Annotated in this window: 20 protein-coding genes; 5 read left to right on the top strand and 15 right to left on the bottom strand. The window is 59.8% G+C overall.

Annotated features, from left to right (window positions below):
* Positions 1-214: 214 nt before the first annotated feature.
* The gene (gene katE, locus CIT25_RS20820) at positions 215-2,326 is read left to right on the top strand and encodes a catalase (protein WP_095486384.1); all 2,112 of its coding nucleotides are present in this window, start codon (positions 215-217) and stop codon (positions 2,324-2,326) included.
* 90 nt (positions 2,327-2,416) lie between these two features.
* Here the strand turns inward: katE and CIT25_RS20815 are convergent, their stop codons facing one another.
* From CIT25_RS20815 to CIT25_RS20805, 3 genes are all read right to left on the bottom strand, one after another.
* Positions 2,417-2,914: a hypothetical protein gene (locus CIT25_RS20815; protein ID WP_095486383.1), complete on the bottom strand. Its 498-nt coding sequence runs from the start codon at positions 2,912-2,914 to the stop codon at positions 2,417-2,419.
* Positions 2,915-3,228: 314 nt separating this feature from the next.
* Entirely contained in the window at positions 3,229-3,837 is a 609-nt protein-coding gene (locus CIT25_RS20810) for a gamma carbonic anhydrase family protein (RefSeq protein ID WP_095486382.1), read from the bottom strand.
* A 159-nt stretch (positions 3,838-3,996) separates the two neighbouring features.
* Positions 3,997-5,295 (bottom strand): Nramp family divalent metal transporter, encoded by a 1,299-nt coding sequence (locus CIT25_RS20805; protein ID WP_095486381.1) that lies wholly within the window; start codon positions 5,293-5,295, stop codon positions 3,997-3,999.
* Between the two features lie 327 nt (positions 5,296-5,622).
* Here CIT25_RS20805 and CIT25_RS20800 point away from each other — a divergent pair, with 327 nt between their 5' ends.
* Positions 5,623-5,937 (top strand): hypothetical protein, encoded by a 315-nt coding sequence (locus tag CIT25_RS20800; RefSeq protein ID WP_095486380.1) that lies wholly within the window; start codon positions 5,623-5,625, stop codon positions 5,935-5,937.
* 84 nt (positions 5,938-6,021) lie between these two features.
* Here CIT25_RS20800 and CIT25_RS20795 read toward each other — a convergent pair whose 3' ends face one another.
* The 6 genes from CIT25_RS20795 to CIT25_RS20770 all read right to left on the bottom strand — a co-directional run bounded on the left by CIT25_RS20795 (position 6,022) and on the right by CIT25_RS20770 (position 9,963).
* Positions 6,022-6,612, bottom strand: coding sequence for a LysE family translocator (locus CIT25_RS20795; protein ID WP_095486601.1), 591 nt, complete (start codon positions 6,610-6,612; stop codon positions 6,022-6,024).
* Positions 6,613-6,818: 206 nt separating this feature from the next.
* Positions 6,819-7,346, bottom strand: a complete 528-nt coding sequence (locus CIT25_RS20790; protein WP_095486379.1) for a YciE/YciF ferroxidase family protein — start codon at positions 7,344-7,346, stop codon at positions 6,819-6,821.
* Positions 7,347-7,541: 195 nt separating this feature from the next.
* Positions 7,542-7,760, bottom strand: a complete 219-nt coding sequence (locus CIT25_RS20785; RefSeq protein ID WP_095486378.1) for a hypothetical protein — start codon at positions 7,758-7,760, stop codon at positions 7,542-7,544.
* Between the two features lie 315 nt (positions 7,761-8,075).
* Complete coding sequence (locus CIT25_RS20780) at positions 8,076-8,297, bottom strand: hypothetical protein (protein WP_095486377.1); 222 nt, start codon at positions 8,295-8,297, stop codon at positions 8,076-8,078.
* A 40-nt stretch (positions 8,298-8,337) separates the two neighbouring features.
* Positions 8,338-8,709 carry a SpoIIAA family protein gene (locus tag CIT25_RS20775; RefSeq protein ID WP_158302615.1) on the bottom strand — a complete coding sequence of 124 codons (372 nt, stop codon included), beginning with the start codon at positions 8,707-8,709 and terminating at the stop codon, positions 8,338-8,340.
* 99 nt (positions 8,710-8,808) lie between these two features.
* Complete coding sequence (locus tag CIT25_RS20770; RefSeq protein ID WP_095486375.1) at positions 8,809-9,963, bottom strand: DUF3182 family protein; 1,155 nt, start codon at positions 9,961-9,963, stop codon at positions 8,809-8,811.
* A 265-nt stretch (positions 9,964-10,228) separates the two neighbouring features.
* Between CIT25_RS20770 and CIT25_RS20765 the strand changes: the two genes are divergently transcribed.
* Complete coding sequence (locus CIT25_RS20765) at positions 10,229-11,257, top strand: ribonuclease Z (protein WP_206072972.1); 1,029 nt, start codon at positions 10,229-10,231, stop codon at positions 11,255-11,257.
* 28 nt (positions 11,258-11,285) lie between these two features.
* On the opposite strand, the gene CIT25_RS20760 is transcribed toward CIT25_RS20765, so the two are convergent.
* Positions 11,286-11,810 (bottom strand): metallophosphoesterase family protein, encoded by a 525-nt coding sequence (locus CIT25_RS20760; RefSeq protein ID WP_095486600.1) that lies wholly within the window; start codon positions 11,808-11,810, stop codon positions 11,286-11,288.
* Positions 11,811-12,574: 764 nt separating this feature from the next.
* Here CIT25_RS20760 and CIT25_RS20750 point away from each other — a divergent pair.
* Positions 12,575-12,829 (top strand): DUF982 domain-containing protein, encoded by a 255-nt coding sequence (locus CIT25_RS20750; RefSeq protein WP_095486599.1) that lies wholly within the window; start codon positions 12,575-12,577, stop codon positions 12,827-12,829.
* Positions 12,830-12,839: 10 nt separating this feature from the next.
* Here CIT25_RS20750 and CIT25_RS36380 read toward each other — a convergent pair whose 3' ends face one another.
* Positions 12,840-13,151 carry a hypothetical protein gene (locus CIT25_RS36380; protein WP_158302613.1) on the bottom strand — a complete coding sequence of 104 codons (312 nt, stop codon included), beginning with the start codon at positions 13,149-13,151 and terminating at the stop codon, positions 12,840-12,842.
* 267 nt (positions 13,152-13,418) lie between these two features.
* Between CIT25_RS36380 and CIT25_RS20740 the strand changes: the two genes are divergently transcribed.
* Entirely contained in the window at positions 13,419-13,742 is a 324-nt protein-coding gene (locus CIT25_RS20740) for a hypothetical protein (protein ID WP_095486598.1), read from the top strand.
* A 64-nt stretch (positions 13,743-13,806) separates the two neighbouring features.
* On the opposite strand, the gene CIT25_RS20735 is transcribed toward CIT25_RS20740, so the two are convergent.
* The 4 genes from CIT25_RS20735 to CIT25_RS20720 form a co-directional block, all read right to left on the bottom strand.
* Entirely contained in the window at positions 13,807-16,353 is a 2,547-nt protein-coding gene (locus tag CIT25_RS20735; protein ID WP_095486371.1) for an NAD-dependent epimerase/dehydratase family protein, read from the bottom strand.
* Between the two features lie 90 nt (positions 16,354-16,443).
* The gene (locus CIT25_RS20730) at positions 16,444-16,740 is read right to left on the bottom strand and encodes a hypothetical protein (protein WP_206072971.1); all 297 of its coding nucleotides are present in this window, start codon (positions 16,738-16,740) and stop codon (positions 16,444-16,446) included.
* 86 nt (positions 16,741-16,826) lie between these two features.
* A complete protein-coding gene (locus tag CIT25_RS20725) occupies positions 16,827-18,137 on the bottom strand; it encodes an HlyD family type I secretion periplasmic adaptor subunit (RefSeq protein WP_095486370.1) in 1,311 nt (436 codons plus the stop codon).
* A complete protein-coding gene (locus CIT25_RS20720) occupies positions 18,137-19,882 on the bottom strand; it encodes a type I secretion system permease/ATPase (protein ID WP_095486597.1) in 1,746 nt (581 codons plus the stop codon). The genes CIT25_RS20725 and CIT25_RS20720 overlap by 1 nt, the downstream gene beginning before the upstream one ends.
* Positions 19,883-19,938: the final 56 nt, after the last annotated feature.

Genomic DNA, 19,938 nt, shown 5'->3' with positions numbered 1-19,938 from the left:
ACATCGCGAAACTGCGCGGCTGAACTCCTGTTGCGGGTGAGTGCCGCCCGCCCGGAACACGGCCAGGGGTTCGCTCCATTGACAGACAGCGACGTCAATTCGCCATTGTTCCGCAAGCAAAGGCGCCAGTCCTTTTGCTGGAACAAAGCGGCGTGCCGGAAGTTCGACGCCCTGAGCCGGTGGTTCCGGCCTTCATTCATCGAGGAGCAATATCATGGCGCAGTCCCGGCAGCGTTCAGAAAGACGGCCCGCAAGCGGTCGCAACCAGAATGTCGAGCGGGGAAACGGCGGTGAGCTTCACCAACTGGCGGAAGGCGAGACGCCTGTCCTCACCACTGCGCTCGGTACGCCTGTCTCTGACGATCAGAACACTCTGAAGATCGGCGAGCGTGGCCCGTCGCTGATCGAGGATTCCCACTTTCGTGACAAGATTTTCCATTTCGATCACGAGCGGATTCCCGAACGGGTCGTTCATGCTCGCGGCTACGGCGCACACGGCTATTTCGAAACCTATGAATCGCTAGCCAAATACACGCGCGCCGACATTTTCCAGCGTGCTGGCGAAAAGACGCCGGTTTTCGTGCGCTTCTCGACAGTCGCCGGCAACAAGGGCTCGTTCGACCTGGCCCGCGACGTGCGCGGTTTCGCCGTCAAGCTTTACACCAAGGAAGGCAATTGGGATCTGGTCGGCAACAACATCCCGGTTTTCTTCATCCAGGACGCGATCAAGTTTCCCGATCTGATCCATGCCGCCAAGCAGGAACCGGACCGCGACTTCCCGCAGGCCCAGACCGCGCATGACAATTTCTGGGATTTCATCAGCCTGATGCCGGAATCGATGCACATGATCATGTGGATCATGTCGGATCGTGCGATCCCGCGCTCCTTCCGCTTCATGCAGGGCTTCGGCGTCCACACCTTCCGCTTCGTCAGCGCCGACGACGAATCCACCTTCGTCAAATTCATCTGGAAACCAAAGCTCGGCATGCAGTCGGTGGTATGGAACGAGGCAGTCAAGATCAATGGTGCCGATCCGGATTTTCATCGCCGCGACCTGTGGGAGGCGATCCAGTCCGGCAACTTCCCGGAATGGGAACTTACCGTGCAGCTCTTCGATCAGGACTTTGCGGACAGCTTCGATTTCGATGTCCTCGACGCCACGAAGATCATTCCCGAAGAAATCCTCAAGCCGATCCCGGTGGGACGATTGGTCCTGGATCGTATGCCCGACAATTTCTTCGCCGAGACCGAACAAGTGGCGTTCATGACGCAAAACGTGCCGCCCGGCATTGATTTTTCCAATGACCCGCTGCTGCAGGGACGCAACTTTTCCTATCTCGACACCCAGCTGAAGCGGCTCGGCAGCCCGAATTTTACCCACCTTCCAATCAACGCACCGAAGTGCCCGTTTGCTCATTTTCAGCAGGACGGACACATGGCTATGCGCAATCCGGTAGGCCGTGCAAATTATGAGCCAAATTCGTGGGGCATGGGTCCGCGCGAGGATCCCCAGCGCGGCTACCGTTCCTTTGCCGATGCCGAGCAGGGCCAGAAAGTGCGGCTGCGGGCGGAAAGCTTCGCCGACCACTACAGCCAGGCGCGGCTGTTCTTCAACAGCCAGACGCCTCCGGAACAACGCCACATCGTCATGGCTTTGACATTCGAATTGAGCAAGGTCCAGACACCGGCAATCCGCGAGCGAATGGTTTCCCATCTGCTGAACATCGACGAGGCGCTGGCGGCCACCGTTGCCGACAAGCTTGGCATTCGAAAGATGCCAAGTCCGGCGGACGCTGCGGTGCCGCCGCGAGACGACCTGGAGCCCTCGCCGGCGCTCAGCATCATCAATAACGGGCCGGAGAGCTTCGGAGGCCGTAAGGTCGGGGTGCTGGTCAGCGACGGCGTGGATGCTGCGCTGTTCGAGCAACTCCGAACCGCGGTCGAAAAGGAAGGCGCGGTGATGGAGGTCGTCGCCGCAAAGGTCGGCGGCGTAGATGCGGCCGATGGCACGCAGATCGAAGCGAGACACATGATCGACGGCGGTCCGTCGGTCCTGTTCGACGCGGTCGTGCTTATGCTCTCGGAGCCGGGCGCCGAACTGCTGGCCAAGGAAGCCGCCGCAAAGGACTTCGTTTCCGATGCGTTCGCTCATTGCAAATTCATCGGTTTCACGTCGGGAGCCGAGGCGCTGCTGGCCAAGGCAGGCGTCGATGCGGATGCGGATGAAGGGCTGATAAGGCTGGAATCAAACAAGACGGCTGAGAAGTTCGTCCAAGCCTGCCGGAAGTTGCGGCTGTGGGCGCGGGAGGCGGCCGTCAAGCTCTGACGCCGGTGCATGCTGGCCGTCTGTTCGCATGGTTGACTGGAGCCGTAGAATCAAGCGGGCGGAAGCATCCCTTCGCTCTGACCGGGCCGTCTATGACCGGTCGCTATTCTTAGCCGCCTCCTCTCGCTGCTTTTTCAGGACTTCGTCGGTCCCGACCAGCTTTTTCGACCCGCCGGGAATCGCTGTGGACACCACGGCAGGCGGGTCGCTCGCGGGGAAGGAATCCTCAAGGCCGGCCTGCAACTGGTCTTCCAAGGTTTCCGGCTTTTGCGACCGACCAGGTGTCCTTCGGGTTTCTGTCTCCTCCAGCGGCTGTTTCATGTCAGGTGAAGACTTGACCTCTCGAACGCAGGCGTAAAGCTGTTCGATGGCAAATTCCTTCAGTGTTTCGAAGTTGGCCCTATCATCATCTTGCATTGCCTCGATCTGATCGACCATGTTTTTCTCGAACCGCTCAAGGCTATCGCTTCCGCACACCTGGCAAAGTCGCAATAGTGATTCTTTGAGCATTTTCGGGCCAAAGTAAGCCGACGCTTCGAGCTTGAGCCGTTGCAAATCCTCTGGAGTTGCCGCCTGAAGTTTTGACATGTGCGCCCCTTTCGCCTGATGAGCATATCAACGGCAATTGTCGGCAGATGTTCCATTCATCCGGCCGGATGCATCGCTCTCGTTCAGAAAACCAGGGCTGCTGGGGGTAAGCGACCGCAGCCGCCTCGTTTTTCCGGGTTGGATGCGACCAGAAGGCTATCGCCGGGGCCTATTGCGATCCAAGCCCGGCGCATACTCGGACTCCTTCTTCCGATCGTCTGGGTCGGCGCTGGCCGGGCTGTTGCCGTTGCTGGCAGGGCGGCGGAGCCGAGGTGAAGGAACGGCGGAAGCTCCGTCGTGATCCTTGCTCCTGGCTATAGCTCCCGGTCGTCGCGATGATCGGCGAGCCCGCTCGCCTCGCGCTGGGTGACCTTCTTCATGTCCATGTCGACGCCGATGCCGGACTGTCGCTGCAGCCCGTAGACCTCTTCGGCAAAGTTCATCTTGGCGAGGACGGCGTCGATCTTCTCGTGCTTGTCGGGCGGGAACATCTCAGCGGGATCGCCGACCGCCACCCATTTGATCGGGACGAGCGAGTTCGGCGGCAGGACGCTGCGCACGTGGACCACGCCGTCGATGCGAACCTCTGTGCGTCGCCCAATGACCGCGCCCTGATAGATTTTGACGCCCGTTGCCAGGAAGCACTCGTCCGCGACGATACAGCCCTTGAGTGAACAGAGCGGCCCGATCAGGACATTATCGCCGATCTCGACGGCGTTCCGACTCGTGCTGCGGATGTTGAGGTTCTCGCGGACGACGCACTGGGCGCCGATCCGTACCGGCGCGCCATGCGCCTCGATCACCGCCCCGAACAAGACGTGCGTGTGTGGACCGATCGCCACGTCTCCGCAGATCACCGCTGTCGGAGCCACATAGGCGGTTGGATCGATGTTCGGCCGCTTGCTCTGGTGCTCGATAAGCATGGCGGGCTCCTGTGCGAAGGATGTCGACCGAAAAAAGCTAACGGGCGAGAGCAGCGCGAGTTCCGCTGCGCCCAGCCGATCTGCTTCAGCCGTTGGGTTTGCTGATTGCGAAACTTGGTCGAGCGCTTCTTCAACAGATCGCGCGATGCCGGCGTATCGCTAGATGAACCAGGTCGCCACTAGCCCGACTGACGCAGCAAAGGTCGCCAATGTCGTCACGCCGCCAAGGACGTTTGTGCTGGGGCTGTTCACCTTGTCGCCCATGATCTTGCGGTTGTTGGTCATGATGAGGATCAGCAGCAGCAGAGGCGGAGTAGAAAAACCCTGCACAATACCGGACCAGACCAGGGCTTTCATCGGGTTGAAGCCGATGAAATTGAGCCCCACCGCCAACAGTGTGATCACTCCGGTCGCGATGTAGAATTTGGGAGCCTGGCGAGGTTTGTCGTTCATGCCGTGCTTCCAACCCATCGCCTGCGCAAGATCAAAGGCGGCGCCGGTCGTCATGACTGGAACGGCCAGAAAGCCGACGCCGATCACGCCGGCTGCGAAGACAATTCCTGCCGCATCACCGGCAAGCGGCCGCAGCGCTTCGGCTGCCTGGGCGGCTGTCTCAATCTGGGTCTGACCTGCCTCATAGAGGGTTGATCCCGTCGAAAGAATGATGAAATACATGATCAAATTGGAAAACGTCATACCGATCAAGATGTCGCGGCGAGACCGGCGAAGTTCGCCTTCCGTCGCTCCCTTCCGCTCTTTGAGAGTCGTCCTGCCCTCTGCAATCTCTTCCTCGACCTCCTGGTTGGACTGCCAGGTATAGAGATATGCCGAGAGCGTCGTGCCGATGATGGCAACGAGGATGGACAGGTACTCACGGCTGAACTCGATTTTTGGGATCAGAGTGCCGTACAGAACAGACAATGCGTCCGGTTTCGCGAGGACGGCGGAAACCACATAGGCAAGCAGCGTCAGCGCCAGCCACCGGAAGGCGTTTCGGATCAGTTTGTAGGAGCCGAAAACCTGCAGAGCGAAAATAATGGCGGCGACGCCAACCACGATCAACGGAACCGGCAGCGGGACGAACAGATTGAGAGCCGCAGACATCGCCCCGAGATCCGCGGCAGCCTCGATGGTGTTGCCGATCAGCACGCCCACCAACACCGACCACAAGAGCCATCGCGGGTAAAAGTCGGAAATGACCTGGAAGAGCCCGCGTCCGGAGACCTGGCCCAGCTTCGATGAGAGATACACGACAGTGTACATCATCGGCAGGGTAAGTGGCGCGGTCCAGAGCAGGTCGGGACCGAACCTGGCCCCGGCGCTGGCGTAGGTTCCGATGGCCGAGCAGTCGTCGTCGGCCGCGCCGGTGATCAGCCCGAGCCCAAGGGCCCGGCCGATGCCGCTACCCTCCCGTCGCGGCTTTTTTCGGCCGGGGTCCTTGCGAGCCAGTTCGCTCATTGGGCACGCACTGCCGCTGGCGTGACGTGGAGGCCAATGGAGACATCCATCGGATTAATCATCCTCTATGGCAACAAGCTGCAGCAGGCGATCATCGGACGGCTCTCGTGTTTGGAATCGAACAGTCAAGCAGGCGCTTTGTTCCGTTGGCAGGCATGCCGCATTAATGGTGGCGGGCAGAGCCGGATGCACAGGACGCCTCGCTGATTGTAGAAAGCGCCGATCGGGCGGCCTGCCAGCAGGTGGGATAGGAACCTTTTCTGAAACACGCCGTTTGCCAGCAGGCGGTTGCATTAGCGACCTTTAAACAACGGAAAGGGTCTTGCCATGAACTACAAGATGATCTGTTTAGGCGCGATGGCGCTTTCTTTGGTAAGCGGCGTTTCTCTCGCGGCAGGCGCCGACACAGGCACGTCTGCCTTGGATGACCCTGCAAAGATGGAGCCGTTCTACACGGACTCCAGCATGAAGACTCTGCGGTCGGACGACGCGTTCACGACGGCGTGGAAAGCGCTGACGGACGAGGACCGCATGGCAATGACAAAAGTCTGCGATGAGGAGATGGCAAACCCCAACGCCGCCAACACCCACCCTGAATTCTGCAGCAATGTCAAAAAGCTCGGCGGCGAGTCGAAGAACTGAACCATGGGAAGGCGGGCAATCGCCCGCCTTTTGGTTAGCGACTGTGAAGGCAAGAGGGATACGATAGCCGAGGGGTCGGCTAGTTTAACGGGTCGCTCCGCCACTCACGGCCATGCGAATGCCCAGGCCAATGATAAAACAGCCGGCGATGCGCTGCTGCCAGAGCCGTATCTTTGGCTGCTTCAGGATCCACTCGCCAACCGCACCGGACGCGAGCGCGTACGCGCCCAGCACCAATACACCTGTGATTTTCTGTGTCCCACCCAGCAACAGCAATTGCAGCGTCACCGATCCTCGAGCCGGGTCAACGAATTGCGGCAGGAACGCAACCATGAACATCATTGGCCAGGGATTTATGAGGTTGGCGATCATTCCTTCTCGTGCAGCCGCTAGCGGACCAAGATTTCTATGCTCTTCGATGGCAACTTCCGTGGCTGACGAGAGCAATAGGCTTATTCCGAGCCAACACAGGTAAGCGGCGCCGGACCATAGGAGCAGACTGAATGCGAGGGGCGACGCCCCAACCAATGAAGACACGCCTAACGCGAGGAGAGGCAATTGAACAAGCCCCGCTCCGACGGTCATGCCCAGCACCGTGAAAAACGCCGTACTTCGTCCGTGAGCAATTCCGCGTGCTGTCACAAGCATGCTGTCGGGGCCGGGCGGGGCCTGCATCGAGATTACAGTCCCCAGGAAAGCTATCCACAACACGGGATCCATGATCCTGCTCTCTCCGCCTGACAACTGCGCAGTGCCTTTCCTGCAACTGACGGTCAGTCAGGCCGGTTCAAGAATTCCGGATGGCAAGCCCGATACCCGCCTCTTCGGAGCGGAGCCCTGGCGATCCCTGCCGGGGCTCCGCAACCCGGTGGCACAAGCAATTATGCGGCCGCTTGAAGAGCGCGTTGGTTGACACCCCCCTCGCCTAGACCCGTCAGCGCTTCGTCCGTTGCGACCTCTTCCTTGAGCGTCGCTTTGAGAAGGGCGGCAACGTCGGCCTTTCCCATCTGTTCTGCCCAGGCGATCAGAGTGCCGTACCGGGCGATCTCGTAATGCTCGACGGCTTGCGCCGCTGCGACCAGTCCGGCGTCGAGCGCAGGAGCACCTTCATAGTCTTCGAGGATCTCGGAGCCCTCTTCAATGATGCCGTCGATCGCCGGGCAGGTCTTGCCGCGTGCTGCCTTGCCGAATTTCTCGAACACTTCCTCGAGGCGGTCGACGTGACCTTCCGTTTCCATGCGATGTTTTTCGAAGGCGGCAGTCACCTTTTCCGACTCAGCACCTTTCGCCATTTTCGGCAGGGCCCTTAGTATCTTCTTTTCGGCATAGTAAAGATCTTTGAGCCCGTCGAGGAACAGGTCCTCAAGACCCTTGGTTGTCGCTTTCGTGGATTTCTTCGCAGTGGCCATGGTCTTCTCCCGCTGGGGTTGGAGCTAGCCTTCCTAAACGTGAAGGCGTCCGATAACCCCACCGGCCAGCAACAAGTTCCACATCAATTCAGCATCGCCAGAAATTTTCCGGCGACTCGCGTCGCATGGTCAGGCGCTGCAAGCGTTACGCTGGTGAGCAGAGGCCGCCGAGGCGATGGTTGCCTCGCTTGCGGCTCAATCGATCCGCCTGATGCGGCCCTTGTCGAGACGGAATACCCCATCCTGCCCGCCCTGCCTCTCAAAATCGGTAAGCAGATCGTCCCAGGTTCCCAGGAACTCGCCACAGTCGTCGCAAAAGATCCGGTCGTCAGGACCGGCGTCGGCCGGAATCCTCAGCCTTATTGTCAGGCAATAAGGGCACTCCAACTGATGGTTGAGATACTGCTTGGTCATGGACGATGGCGAGAATGCACTGGAAATGTGGTCCCTGCAACCTCGCTCGTGCTGGCCCGACGAACTCGGCAAGCAACGTACAGCGATGGGGGCATTACGGCGATTGTTGCGATCCTCCGGGAATAACGAGCGCGCCTGCATTAGGAGCCGAATATTCAAAGCCTATGAAAAACGCAGCAAGAATTAGCGCGCAGATAAGTGCGATTGCTGCCAGTGCGGTTCTGGACAACGGCTTACGCGGTTCGCGATTTTGCAACACTGAATCGGTCCGCTCTCTGTTCGAAGACGACGGAGGGATCAAGACACCTGAACCCATTATATGCCGTCTTTAGCCGGAGGCCACCCGGACTGAGCCGTCGGGGGAATATTGTCGGACGTCAGTTCGCCCCGCTTGAGCCTTCTAATGGCTTCGTTGGCTTCAACTTCATCCAGCCCGGAAAGCGGCATGCCGTCAACTATGACGGCTTCCTCGCTCTCGCCGTCATAGACTTCCCACAGGCCTTCCGAATCCTGCCGCTTGTTGTAGGTGGTTGGCATGGCGACTCCCTAAGGCGGTCTGAAGATCAGCTAGATGCTGCTATTGGACACCTGCTACCCACTCCAGAGCCTGGGCCTTTTCGTCCTTCGGGAACACCCTCGCCTCGATCTGCGGGAAAAGCGCGCCCGTCATCTCCGTAGCTGCCTTGATCCACTGTTTTTCGGACACCACTGCGGCACGCTGGAAGCGGTGGAATTCGCCAAGTTTGCTCAAGCCGTACTGCAGATCGCGGCGCAAAGCGTCGCCCGTCATGTCCTCCAAATCCGTAAGGTCCGCCAGGACGCCGATCTCCTCATGTTCGCTCAGCTTCTCCTCGATGGCCGGGATGACTTTGTCGTAGTCCTGCGCGGTCACGGTACCGGCAACGCGAAATGCGGCGACGTTCTCAGGAGCAGAAATAACCTCGATCACTTTTTCCTCCTTTCGAATTGGCTTCACGGGTTATCCCGAACAACTCAAGCCGCCCATGGATGTTCCCTGATTTAAGCGTTTTGCGATCTAATTTGACACTCATGAGCCGGCGCAATTGGCCGGCTCCCGGATCGCTTGCGTGATGACAGTATAGCGCGTGATGGGGCCCTCATCGGGATCTTCTCCGTGAAAGTGAACGTCCGCGTTCACCGGTGGCCGGCTGTTGTTGCCGAACTCCTTAACTGCGGACGCACGGACGAGTTGGATGTCCGGGTCCTGCTTCATGATCTTTATTGCTGCAAGCTCGGCAGTACTGCCGCCGCCAATGCGCCAGCTGGCTTCGAGCACACCGGATCGCCAGATGCCCGACGAATCGACGCCCTGGCCGATATCGTAGTTGCGCCGCGAGGCGAAAAATCCAGGATAGTCAGCCATCGCCGTGTCATAGGCCCTCGCCTGCACCGTTGCCAAAGCCAGTGCGCGAGGAAGCTGAAGGTCTTCGAGCGCTTCCCATCCGCCGCGCACTACAATGAGATCGGATCCGCCATAAACGGATTGTCCCGCATTATCGGTGGTCGTCCTTTGAGTGCCGTAATAGGCGACAATGATCTCATCGATTTCCGTTCTGCCGACGCTCAGCGTGACGATGTCGCGGAGGTCCGCTTCGAGCACCAGACCGCACTCGTCCAAGTCGGAGGAGCGGTACCGCTCAAGCAGCCTCTCGACGTCAGCAACCGTCAGAACAATGTGTTGGTCTTGGCCTCGCGAGGAAAGCGGCGGCTTAAGCCGGGCAACCCCGAGCCTCAGCAGACGTTCGGCCGCCCGCAGCGCATCGTGCCGCGAAAACACCGTGTAGCCAGGCAATACTGCTGCGCTGACAGTTCTGCCGAAGCCGGTTGACCATGCTTTCGGTCGTTCGGCCAAGCCGTCCACCAGTTCATGGGTTATGGCCTTGGTCATTGCGAAACGCCAAGGCACCACGCCGCCGAAGAGGTCTTGCGGTCCGCCGATACCCAGCCGTGCCGCATCGGTGACAAGCAAGCTGTCGTCGGGCACGAAATACAAGCCGCCGCCATTGCCGATGCTGTTGCCTAGGCCCCGCCGGAAGGCAAATCCCTTGAGGGTCGCAATCGTGCGGGCAACGGCAGCCACGGCTTCCCGTTCGTGAGCGTAGAGGGGCTCGCAGCCCGGCGCTGAGAATGCGATCACCGTCCCCTTTGCCTCGCTCGGCTGAGTGCCTTTGTGCTCGGTCATGTCGCTCGTTCTTGGTGCTACCTCGTTGTGACCGCGGGTTGCCCGCGTTGCGGTCTGCTCCTCGCTCCGAACCGAGACAACGCAGAAGGTGGCAAAAACGTTCAGTCTGATTTGGCCGGCTCGCCGCCTTCTGCATCATTTCGAACGATATCCATGGGAACCGCTACCCAGAGCGCACGATTAGAGAGGATAGACCTCAGGTTCAGGTCGTGTCTGAAGGTGAGCGCCTAGTGGCGAAATTCGAAAACGGTATCGGGTGAATTCCGTGACGTTGCTGGTTCAGCCGCGCCTGGTCAACGATCCCTTCTCGGATGCGGGGCTTCTTCTGGACTTCCGATTCGGCAACCGGGCGATGCTCTTCGACATTGGTGATCTGTCGCCACTTTCGCCGCGCGAAATCCTGCGCGTCAGCCACGTATTCGTATCACACATGCACATGGATCACTTCGCCGGCTTCGATCGGCTCCTGCGGTTATTTCTATACAGGAATAGAACAGTGCATTTCTTCGGCCCGCCTGGGTTGACCGAGGCCGTGCAAGCCAAGCTCAACGCATACACGTGGAATCTCCTCGACGAACAGTCCCACGACTTCATGATAGCGGCCTGCGACTGGACGCCGGCCGGATTTCGTCATTCCCGCCTCTTTCGGGCGCGATCGGGCTTCGCACGGCAGGATACGGCCTCAACCCCAGCTGAGGGAAATATCCTGCTCGATGATCCCGATTTCCGTGTCGAAGCAGCAATGCTCGACCACGGCGTTCCGTGCCTTGCATTCGCGTTTCAGGAAAAGATCCAGGTCAATGTGCAAAAACCACAACTGGAAGCGTTGGGTTTGCCTGTCGGAGCTTGGTTGAACGAAGCCAAGCGTGCGGTCCGGCGCGGAGCTGATCCCGAAACGATACTCGCCCCGACCGCGGATCGGCATATCTCGGTCGGCGAACTCCTCGGTGCCGGAGCCCTGAGAACCGGTCCCGGACAGAGGATTGTCTATGCGACCGATCTCGCATTCAACGAGGCAAATCTCGCGCCTGTCGTTGCGCTTGCGCACGGCGCGAACCAACTGTTTATCGAAGCGGGCTTCCTGCAGGAAGATCGGCGGCTGGCCGCCGCGAAGCGGCACCTCACGGCGGCCGAAGCCGGCACTATCGCCCGGCTTGCGGGTGTTGAACATGCTGTGCCGATGCACTTTTCTCCTCGTTATCTCGGACACGAAGATGAACTGCATGCGGAGTTCGCAGCAAATCTAGCCGCCGGAAGCATTCCTCACTCGGGGACAATGAATACCAACATGTAAGCAACAGCCGGATGATCCGCGTTTTTGATCACTTGCGTTGAATATCGCGGCGGGCCGTTCGCCGACGCCTGCGGGCAAGGATGACGGAAAGGGTGACCGGTCGAAAATCCCAGCTGTCGACGCCGGCGTCGTACTGGCGTGTAACCGGGGTCAATTTGCCGTGGGAATGGCCATGCAGATCGATCGATTTCTTGCCGATCTGATTCCAGGTGCGAAAAGGATAGTGGCAAAGGATCAGCAACCTGCCGTCTATCGTCAGCTCCTTATAATGTTGTGTGCTGGCCCAACCTGCGGCGCCGATAGTCGCTGCGCCATCGTTGTTGCCTATGATCAAGTGCTTCCGGCCATGAAGAGACGACAGGAGCGATGAAACGAATTCGGCCGATCCCTTCGCGAAATCGCCGAGATGCCAGATCTCGTCGTCCGGGCTGACGGTTTCGTTCCAGAGCGAGATCAGCGTTCGATCGTGTTCTGCCAGCGAGCCGAACGGGCGACGATCGATACGCAATATGCGGGGATCGCTGAAATGTGTGTCGGCCGTGAAATAGATCATCCAGCAGCTCATGGCTTAAGCCTGTCTTCCCCAACGCGACGCGACGATGGGCAAGCTAAAGATCGTCGGTCACCCGCAGGCAATCTCGACAATTATCCGAGTGTCCTCATCGTAGCTGATGTTCATCCGGGCCCAGCCGAGATCGGAGGTGCGGGCGCATGTCGAGCAGTGGGTGCTCCAGACAGCTTCCTTCGGCGGATCCGGCATTTCAGTGAGCGGTCGACCCAGAAGATGCTGGTAACGGGACGCCTGACACTGATCTCCGTAATAGTATCGCTGCGGCTGGCCGGCGACTTGCGCGACCCAAATCGCGGGATTTCGCGGATGGTTGCGTATCGTGGAGCCTTCCGGTGCCCAATATGTGAACGGAGGCGCAGGGTCGGCCTCGATCACGACCCGCGGCTCCGCCAATTTCACCGGCGGGCTCGAGATACCCAGTTGTTGTTCATCGGATGAGGTACATGCCGACACGAACAGAGCCAAGCAGCCCCCAATTGCAGTCAATGATTTCATAACACTGCCTGGCCCCCTTGAAGCACAGCGTCGGGTCTGCTCCTAAGCTGGCAACTGATAGCCAAATCCAGCCGACAATATGGCTGGGAGATCACCTTCGCGGGGTGACCTTGTATTACGCCAAACTGCGCGGCGTGGTGAGGTCGCAAAGCCTCGCATGGACAGGGCAGCAGCAAGTCCGACAGCAATCAACATTTGAGGTGGCCAAGAAGATCAGACGCGGCTAACATATTGCCACTTTGGAGAGTGTCGTGCGTACGAGACGTTTCAGAAAGCCGATTGTTGTTCAACCTGGCCGGATCGATCGCGACAGGGTTGTTTTGTCGGTCTCCGACGCGGCTGAAGTGCTGCTGAGGGACTGGCCGGCGCCGGCCTCCAAGACGCGACTCGCTGCAATCGAAGCCTGCCTTGCCGTTATTCGCGGCGAAAAGCCGCCGAGGGTCGCGCGCCAGGCGTTCATCGTCGCGGCCAAGGATGCGAGAATCCTGCTCGGCGAACAAATCTAGATGGGCGCCGTCAGGCAGAGCCTCGTTGAGGCAGCTCGATCTCTTCCTCGACCTGCTGCTGCAGATCGTCACGCGCGCGCTTCACCTCGCCGCGAGGTGCCTCCGATTGTTTCTGTCTGTCCAGTTCGTGCTCCACCGTGTCGCGCGAACCTTCTGCCGGATCCTCTTGCGGAGGGTTTTTGTCCCGCTCGGCGGCTTGATCTTGTCGCTTGTCCTTTCTGCCCTGATGACCATCGGGACTGCGCTCATCGGCGTGCTCGGTATTGTCTGTGCTTGAGCCTATCCGATCTCCGCCAATTGTTTCGTCTGGCATGTTGGTCATACTCCGGCTCCCCGATTTTGGTTGCGCGAAACCTTGCGTAGTGCGTCTCGCCTTCTGCACGTGTTTCGTTGATGAGGCCAACGGCAGATTTGCAGCTTGGTTCCATCCAACCTGCTGCGGACTAACAGCCACCAGATATCGGCTGAACCAAGCGCTTCCAAGCCTGCGATTAATGTAGCGCCCGGCCGCGACAAAACCGTCCCTGAGGGAACTTTCAATTTCCGCGTGGGTTAAGGCCAAACAGCCAATTTCGAGGGAGAAATGATCATGGCTAACGCCCAGCAGGAACTGGCCGAATTCGTCATCAGCAAGGCCTTCAATCCGGTCATGCGAGCGAAACCGGGTGGAAAATCCGATGCCGATCGCAAAACCTTGGAGCACGTGCAGCAGGCGACCAAGGCCGAGATCGAGCGCTATCGCAATTACGACTCCGCTCAGCAGGTCGTCGTCAATTTCAAACGCGACCTGAGCTCCGACGCCGCCAAGAAGGTGCACTCTCAGCTGCGGCGCCTGCATCTGCCGACAATCGAGGACATCAAAGATGACTTCGAAGATAAGGCTCGCAAGCTCGGGGTCAAAGCCTCGTCGTGACGGACCTGGTCACTGCACCCGTGACGATATCGGCTCAGATCGCCAGGTGCTGAAGTCGAATTGCTCACACAATCGCTCGATCCCAACCGCCATAATGTTGGTCGCTGCGCGTGCCGCGCGGCAAGCTGAGCACGATCAGCGCCAGACCGATCACAACGTCCGCCGCGATCGCGATGGTTCCACCGCCGGCAAACACGAAGGGTGACACCGCGATCCATGCACCAAGCACTACATTGAGGAAGCGCAGCGGCCGGACAATTTCGGCCATGGCCGTGACTGCGACCATGACAATGAGACAGCCGACGACGTGATCGCTGAAATAGAGCGGCGGTTGCGTGCCAAAGATCAACGGCGTCGTCATCAGCAAGGCGCCGAGCAGTGTGCTCGCGACCAGCGTCCACGGGAAGTTCACGCCGCCGGTGACAAATTCCTTCAGCAACGCGGAAGCTGGACGGTCTAGGTCGGTGTCAGGCGTCTGGTTCTCCGACAGCGCTGGTCCGCCCATCCAGAAGGTACGCCAGAACGGCTCGCCCGCCCTCGTGGCGCCCCAGAGATACTGGATGGTAGCCAGCACCTCATCGATCGAGTAGGGGATCAGCACCACCGTGACGGCGGCCTGGAGGATGCAGAGCGTGCACAGCGCACCAATCAGCGGTGGCTGGATGATGATGAAGGAGACGCTGACCACGCCGAGCGGAACGATCAGCAAGCCGAAGAGGAGCACCATCCACGGCATGGTGCGCCAGCGCCGGCGGTCGCCGATCGCGCCAGCGAGAATATCGAGGCTATAGGCGAAGGCGCCGAGCCCGGCATCGGCTATTGGAAAACCTTGCGAGACCCATGACGTCACCACCGCTTCGCTGCCGTTGCGCACCGGTGCGCCGCCGGGGCCGAAGAACGGATCCCATAGCCCATCTATGTGGCCCATCTGGTAGGCGGCGAGATAACGCGAAACGAATAGGCCGACGAAGGCCAGCGCCACGATGGGAATCCGCTGCGTGAAGGTGGATGGCGAATAGGTCCAGCCCAGCGGGCGGTCGTCGTCGGCCGCCAGCGCGCGGCGGCTGATGCCTGGGGTCGGCGGGATCATCACCGCAAAGGCGACGATCAGCATGCCGACAAGCGTGTCGATAGCATAGGCGGCAGGGCTGGTCGTCCAGAACAGCAACGGCGCAAGCATCACCCAAAGACCGAGCGACGCCGTGATCCACTGCACCCAGCGCCAGCGTTGGAGCATGCCCAGCAACGCAAAGACCGTCACGAGCAGGCCGGAAACGATTTCGCTAACACCGAGACCGGCGTTGCGGAATTCGGGCTCCGCAATAGCATGTCCCAGAGCGGGAGGTATTGCGGCTGCGACGGGATCGAACAGGCCAACCGTCATCGGCGACGTGACCAGCCACAGTCCGAGCGCAGCGTTGGTCATCGGCGCCCAGAGCGTTCTGAACCGATGCCGTTTTGTGGCCACTTCGACGTCTTCCTTGCTTCGTTCGAGCGGTCCCTTGAGGCGCCTTTCGGCCTGCTCGATCTCGGGATCCGAAGCCGCGACAACGGGCGGATTGAGCTTGTTGGCCGCGTACCAATCCGTTGGGTCCTGTTTCAGCCGCCGGATCATCTCCGGCAGTGTGTCCAGCAGGCTGTGTCGTGGTGCCCAACCCAGCAGAGCCTCGGCCCGCGAGATATCGATCTCGTAGTGATCGTCCGAGTTCTCGATCATCCACGGCTTGATGTCGGTGTCCTGATCGAGCACCTCCGTCTGCAACCAGGCGCCCAGCTTCGTCAGCTCCTTCGGCAGCGCCAAGGTTCGCCAGTCCTCGCCATGGATGAGCCGGCCGATGCGCTTCTGCATCTCCTCGTATGAGGGTGTGTCTTCTTCGCCGATCAGAAGCACGGTCTCGACTGGAAGTTCGGCGCGCCGGTCGACGGTGCGCACCACCGCATCGACGAGATCGTCCTTATGCAGATAGGGCTGGCCGGCGGTGATATCGCCGGCGAACAAATACGCGGTCGGCAAGCGCTCGAATATGCGAGCGATCTGCTGGGCAATGAAGGCCGCCCGGCAGTCTTCGTCATAGACGCCGGCGAGCCGCAGGATCACCGTCTTGATTTCGCCGCGCTCCCTCGAGATCAGCGCCTCGGTTTCGGCTTTCGATTGGGGGTAGGCCCAGGCCGGGTCAAGCGGCGAGTCTTCATTTATTTTCGTGCCCTTCCCCGGACTTGGCGCATGAACGAGAAGCGTGCTGGAAAACACGAACTGCTCGGTCTTGATCGCCGTCAGCGCATTCAGGAGCCGGCGCGTGCCCTGCACGGTGACGGCATCATATTTCGGATTGTCCTTGCCGGTCGTGTCGTAATAGGCAGCAAGATGAATGACTGACGCGATGCGACCGCCGCTGCGCTCTCGTGCCGCCTCCACAGCCCTGCTCACGCCCTCATCGGAGGTGAGATCGATCTCGATCGTTTCCATGTTGGCGGGGGGATGTTTCGGCATTGCTACGTCGAGGCCGATGATGCGGTAGCGGTCAATCAAGCCTCGCGCAATCGCCTGCCCGAGGAAGCCGCTGCTACCGGTGATAAGAACCGTCGGAAGGGTCGTGCCGTCATTTGCCATAGGTCAGGCCCGTTTCGTGTTTTAAACAAGACCCGATGGCCCGATGCGCTTTGGCCATGGTGCAGCATCGCACTCGCTGGGCTCGCGATTTCAGCTAGCCCCTCTTATGGGTGGCTCGTCCGTGTCGTTCCATTCCGCCTTGCGTGCCCGCGCTTCTTCGGCGATCAGCTTGAACTCCCGCATCATCGCGCTCTCAATGGCGAATGCACTGCTTGGCAAGGCGCCGGGGTCTTCCTGATTATTCTGGAATTGAAAACGGGCCTCCAGTTCTGCCCATATTCGCTCGGAAGTGGCGTCGGGGCCGGCAAGCAGCGCGACGACTAGCGACAAAGTCTCCCGCTGGGCATTCAGCCGCCCCTCGATCTCTTCATTCGTCAACTCGGACATGTGGGATCGCTTCCAGTTTCAGGCCAAACGGCAAAATCGCGCCCTTGTTCCGGAATTTAGCTCGTCGGCTCGCCCAGAGACGCAGCCTACTCTTCCCTGAATGCCCGTTGGACTTGGTCCGCCAAAGGTTTCACGAGATAGGACAGCATGGTGCGGCTGCCGGTGGAAAAGAACACCTCGACGGGCATTCCAGGCGCCAAAGTCAGGCCGTTGAGCCTGGTAAGCTCGGTGCGCGGCAAAACAACATGCACGGTGTAAAAGCCGGCGCCTGTTTTCTCATCGAAATTCAGGTCGGCGGAAATCTTGCCCACGGCACCGTTCAGCTCCGGTGTTGTTTGCTGATTGAATGCCGACAGCCGCAAGGTCGCGCTTTGCCCTGGCGTCAATTGATCGATATCTTGGGGTGCCACGTGCGCCTCGACAGTCAGGTCGTCGCTCACCGGGACTATCAGCATGATGAGTTCTCCGGGAGAAATCACACCACCGACCGTGTGCACGCCGAGCTGATGAACGACGCCGGTCTGCGGACTGCGAACATCGATACGCTTGAGCTGATCTTCAGCCGAGACCTTGCGCTCGACGAATTCAGAGATCCTTGCCTGGACGTCACGCAGTTCGGTCGCCACCTCGCTGCGCAAATCCTGGTCGATCTGAATGATCTGCAAACGGATCTCCGACGTACGACCCTTCGATTGCGCTATGGCCGCAGTCAGTTGCCCGTGCTCACCTTTAAGCCGCACGGCATCGCGTTCAAGCGCAGTTATGCGATCAATTGAAACCAGCTTGCGTTGCCAAAGTCCGCGCATGCCTTCGAGCTCAAACCCGATCAACTTGATTTCCTGGCTCTTGGCATCTCTTTGCTCGGTCAGGCCGGAAACTTCTTCGGCAAGCTGCGCAATGCGCTCTTCCAACTGAGCCTTCTGACCGGCGCGTGCCTGTCGGCGAAATTCGAATAGAGATTGCTCGCCGGCCATCGCCCGACCAACCTCAGGGGCATCCTGCCGTGACACAAGCGAAGCTGGAAAGGTGATGATTCCTTTGCCGTCGCGTTCGGCCTCAAGGCGAGCCAGTCGCGCTTCGAATTCGTCCAAGCTCTTGGTAACGATTGCCAAATTGGCCCGAGTGATCGTCTCATCGAGGCGGATCAAAACCTTGCCCGATTGCACGGCATCGCCTTCCCGGACGAAGATTTGACCGACCACGCCACCAGTTGGATGCTGGACTTTCTTGACGCTGGAATCGACGACCAATTTTCCCGAAGCGATAACGGCTCCGGAGAGCGTGGTGACGGCAGCCAAACTCCCCGCCCCGCCGACCAGCAGGATGCAGGTTGCGACACCGCCAAGCAGATAGCGTCGAATAGTGCGATCCGCCGCGAATATCGTGGGTTGCGCCATCAGGATGCCGTCTCTTCAAGCCCGGAAACGACCTTCAAGGGAACGCCTGGTGGGCGAGTTATCTTGTTCAAGATCTCATTCTTCGGGCCAAAGGCCTGGATGCGGCCGTTCGCCATCACAAGAACCTGATCCAGGCTTGCCAGCGCGCTCGGCCGGTGTGCGACCACGATGGCAACGCCGCCTCGAGCGCGGACCCTTTGAATTGCTTCCGTCAACGCGGCCTCGCCTTCCGCATCGAGGTTGGAGTTAGGCTCGTCGAGAATAACAAGAAACGGATCACCGTAGAGAGCCCGTGCAAGCGCAACCCGCTGTCTCTGGCCAGCCGAAAGTGCCGACCCGGCCTCGCCGATCCGCGTCTCATAACCTTCCGGCAGGTGGATGACGAGATCATGGACGCCGGCCGCGCGCGCAGCCGCCAGTATCTTGTCCGAGGGTGCTTGTGGTTCGAAGCGCGCGATATTCTCGGCAATGGTGCCGTCGAACAATTGCACATCCTGCGGCAGATAGCCGACATGGTTGCCCAGCTCTTCCGGCGACCACTGGTCGAGCGTTGCGCCATCCAGCCTGACGGTCCCACGAACCGGGAGCCATATACCGGCAATAGCGCGCACGAGCGATGACTTGCCAGAAGCGCTCGGCCCGACGATGCCGAGGCCGACGCCCCTTTCCAATGCAAAGGTGGCGTCCTGCACGACCAAACGGCGCTCTCCCGGCGGTGTGACACTGATATTTTCGACCGAAAGAGCAGATCTCGGTGCAGGCAGGGAGACACTTATCGCAGTTTCGGGAAGCAGGACCAAAAGCTGGGTCAACCGGGTCCAGGCCTGGCGGGCGGTGACGAAACCCCTCCAGTGCGCGATAGCCAGTTCGATTGGTGCGAGCGCCCGGCTCATCATGATCGAACTGGCGATCATGATGCCTCCGGTCGCTTCCTGATGGATGACCAGATAAGCGCCTATCGCCAAGATACCCGATTGCAACATCATGCGCAGGATCTTCGAGATCGTTCCGAGTGTCCCGGCAAGGTCACTCGCCGTTGCATTGGTGTCGAGATAGTCAGCATTGATCCCTGACCAGCGCTCGGCGATGCGTGATCCAAAGCCCATGGCCTGCAGAACCTCGACATTGCGACGTGTCGCTTCGGCAAGCGTATTGCGCGCTGCCGCTTGACTGTTTGCCTTTCTGGCGGGCTCTCTCGTGCGAATTTCGGCAAGCAATGTCAGGCTGAAGAGAATCACCACGCCGGCCAGCGCCGTCATGCCGATCCAGAAATGGAACAGGAAGCAAATTGCGAGGTAGAGCGGCATCCAGGGCAGGTCGAAAAGCGCGGTCGGACCGGCGCTCGACATAAACGATCGCACTTGGTCAAGATCACGCAACGATTGGAGGCCGTCGCCTGCGAGCTTGGTGCGCAACGGCAAACGCATGAGAGCGGCATAGACCTGTCCGCTCAAGCGCGCATCCAGCGCCATTCCGATGCGCACCAGCAAACGCGACCGGATGAGTTCGAGAACGCCCTGAAAGACGAAAAGTGTGCCGGCAAACACGGCAAGCCCGACGAGCGTCGGCACGCTGCGGCCGGGTATGACGCGATCATAGACCTGCAGCATGAAAAACGAGCCGGTCAGCGCCAAGACATTGACGACGCCGCTCATCAAGGCAATTCCCGCCAACGCCCGCCGGAAGGAAGCCAGAACCGCTGCGAGGGTCGTTCGCGGCGGCTCGGATGGATGGGGATGCGACATCGCCTTCACATCAGTCCCGGTTCAGTCTCAGGCGGCAATGACCGCGCCCGAAATCA

The organism is Mesorhizobium mediterraneum, assembly GCF_002284565.1.
GTDB lineage: Bacteria > Pseudomonadota > Alphaproteobacteria > Rhizobiales > Rhizobiaceae > Mesorhizobium > Mesorhizobium mediterraneum.
Note: the sequence above shows the minus strand (reverse complement) of the source record. Positions and strands in the feature narration are given on the sequence as shown.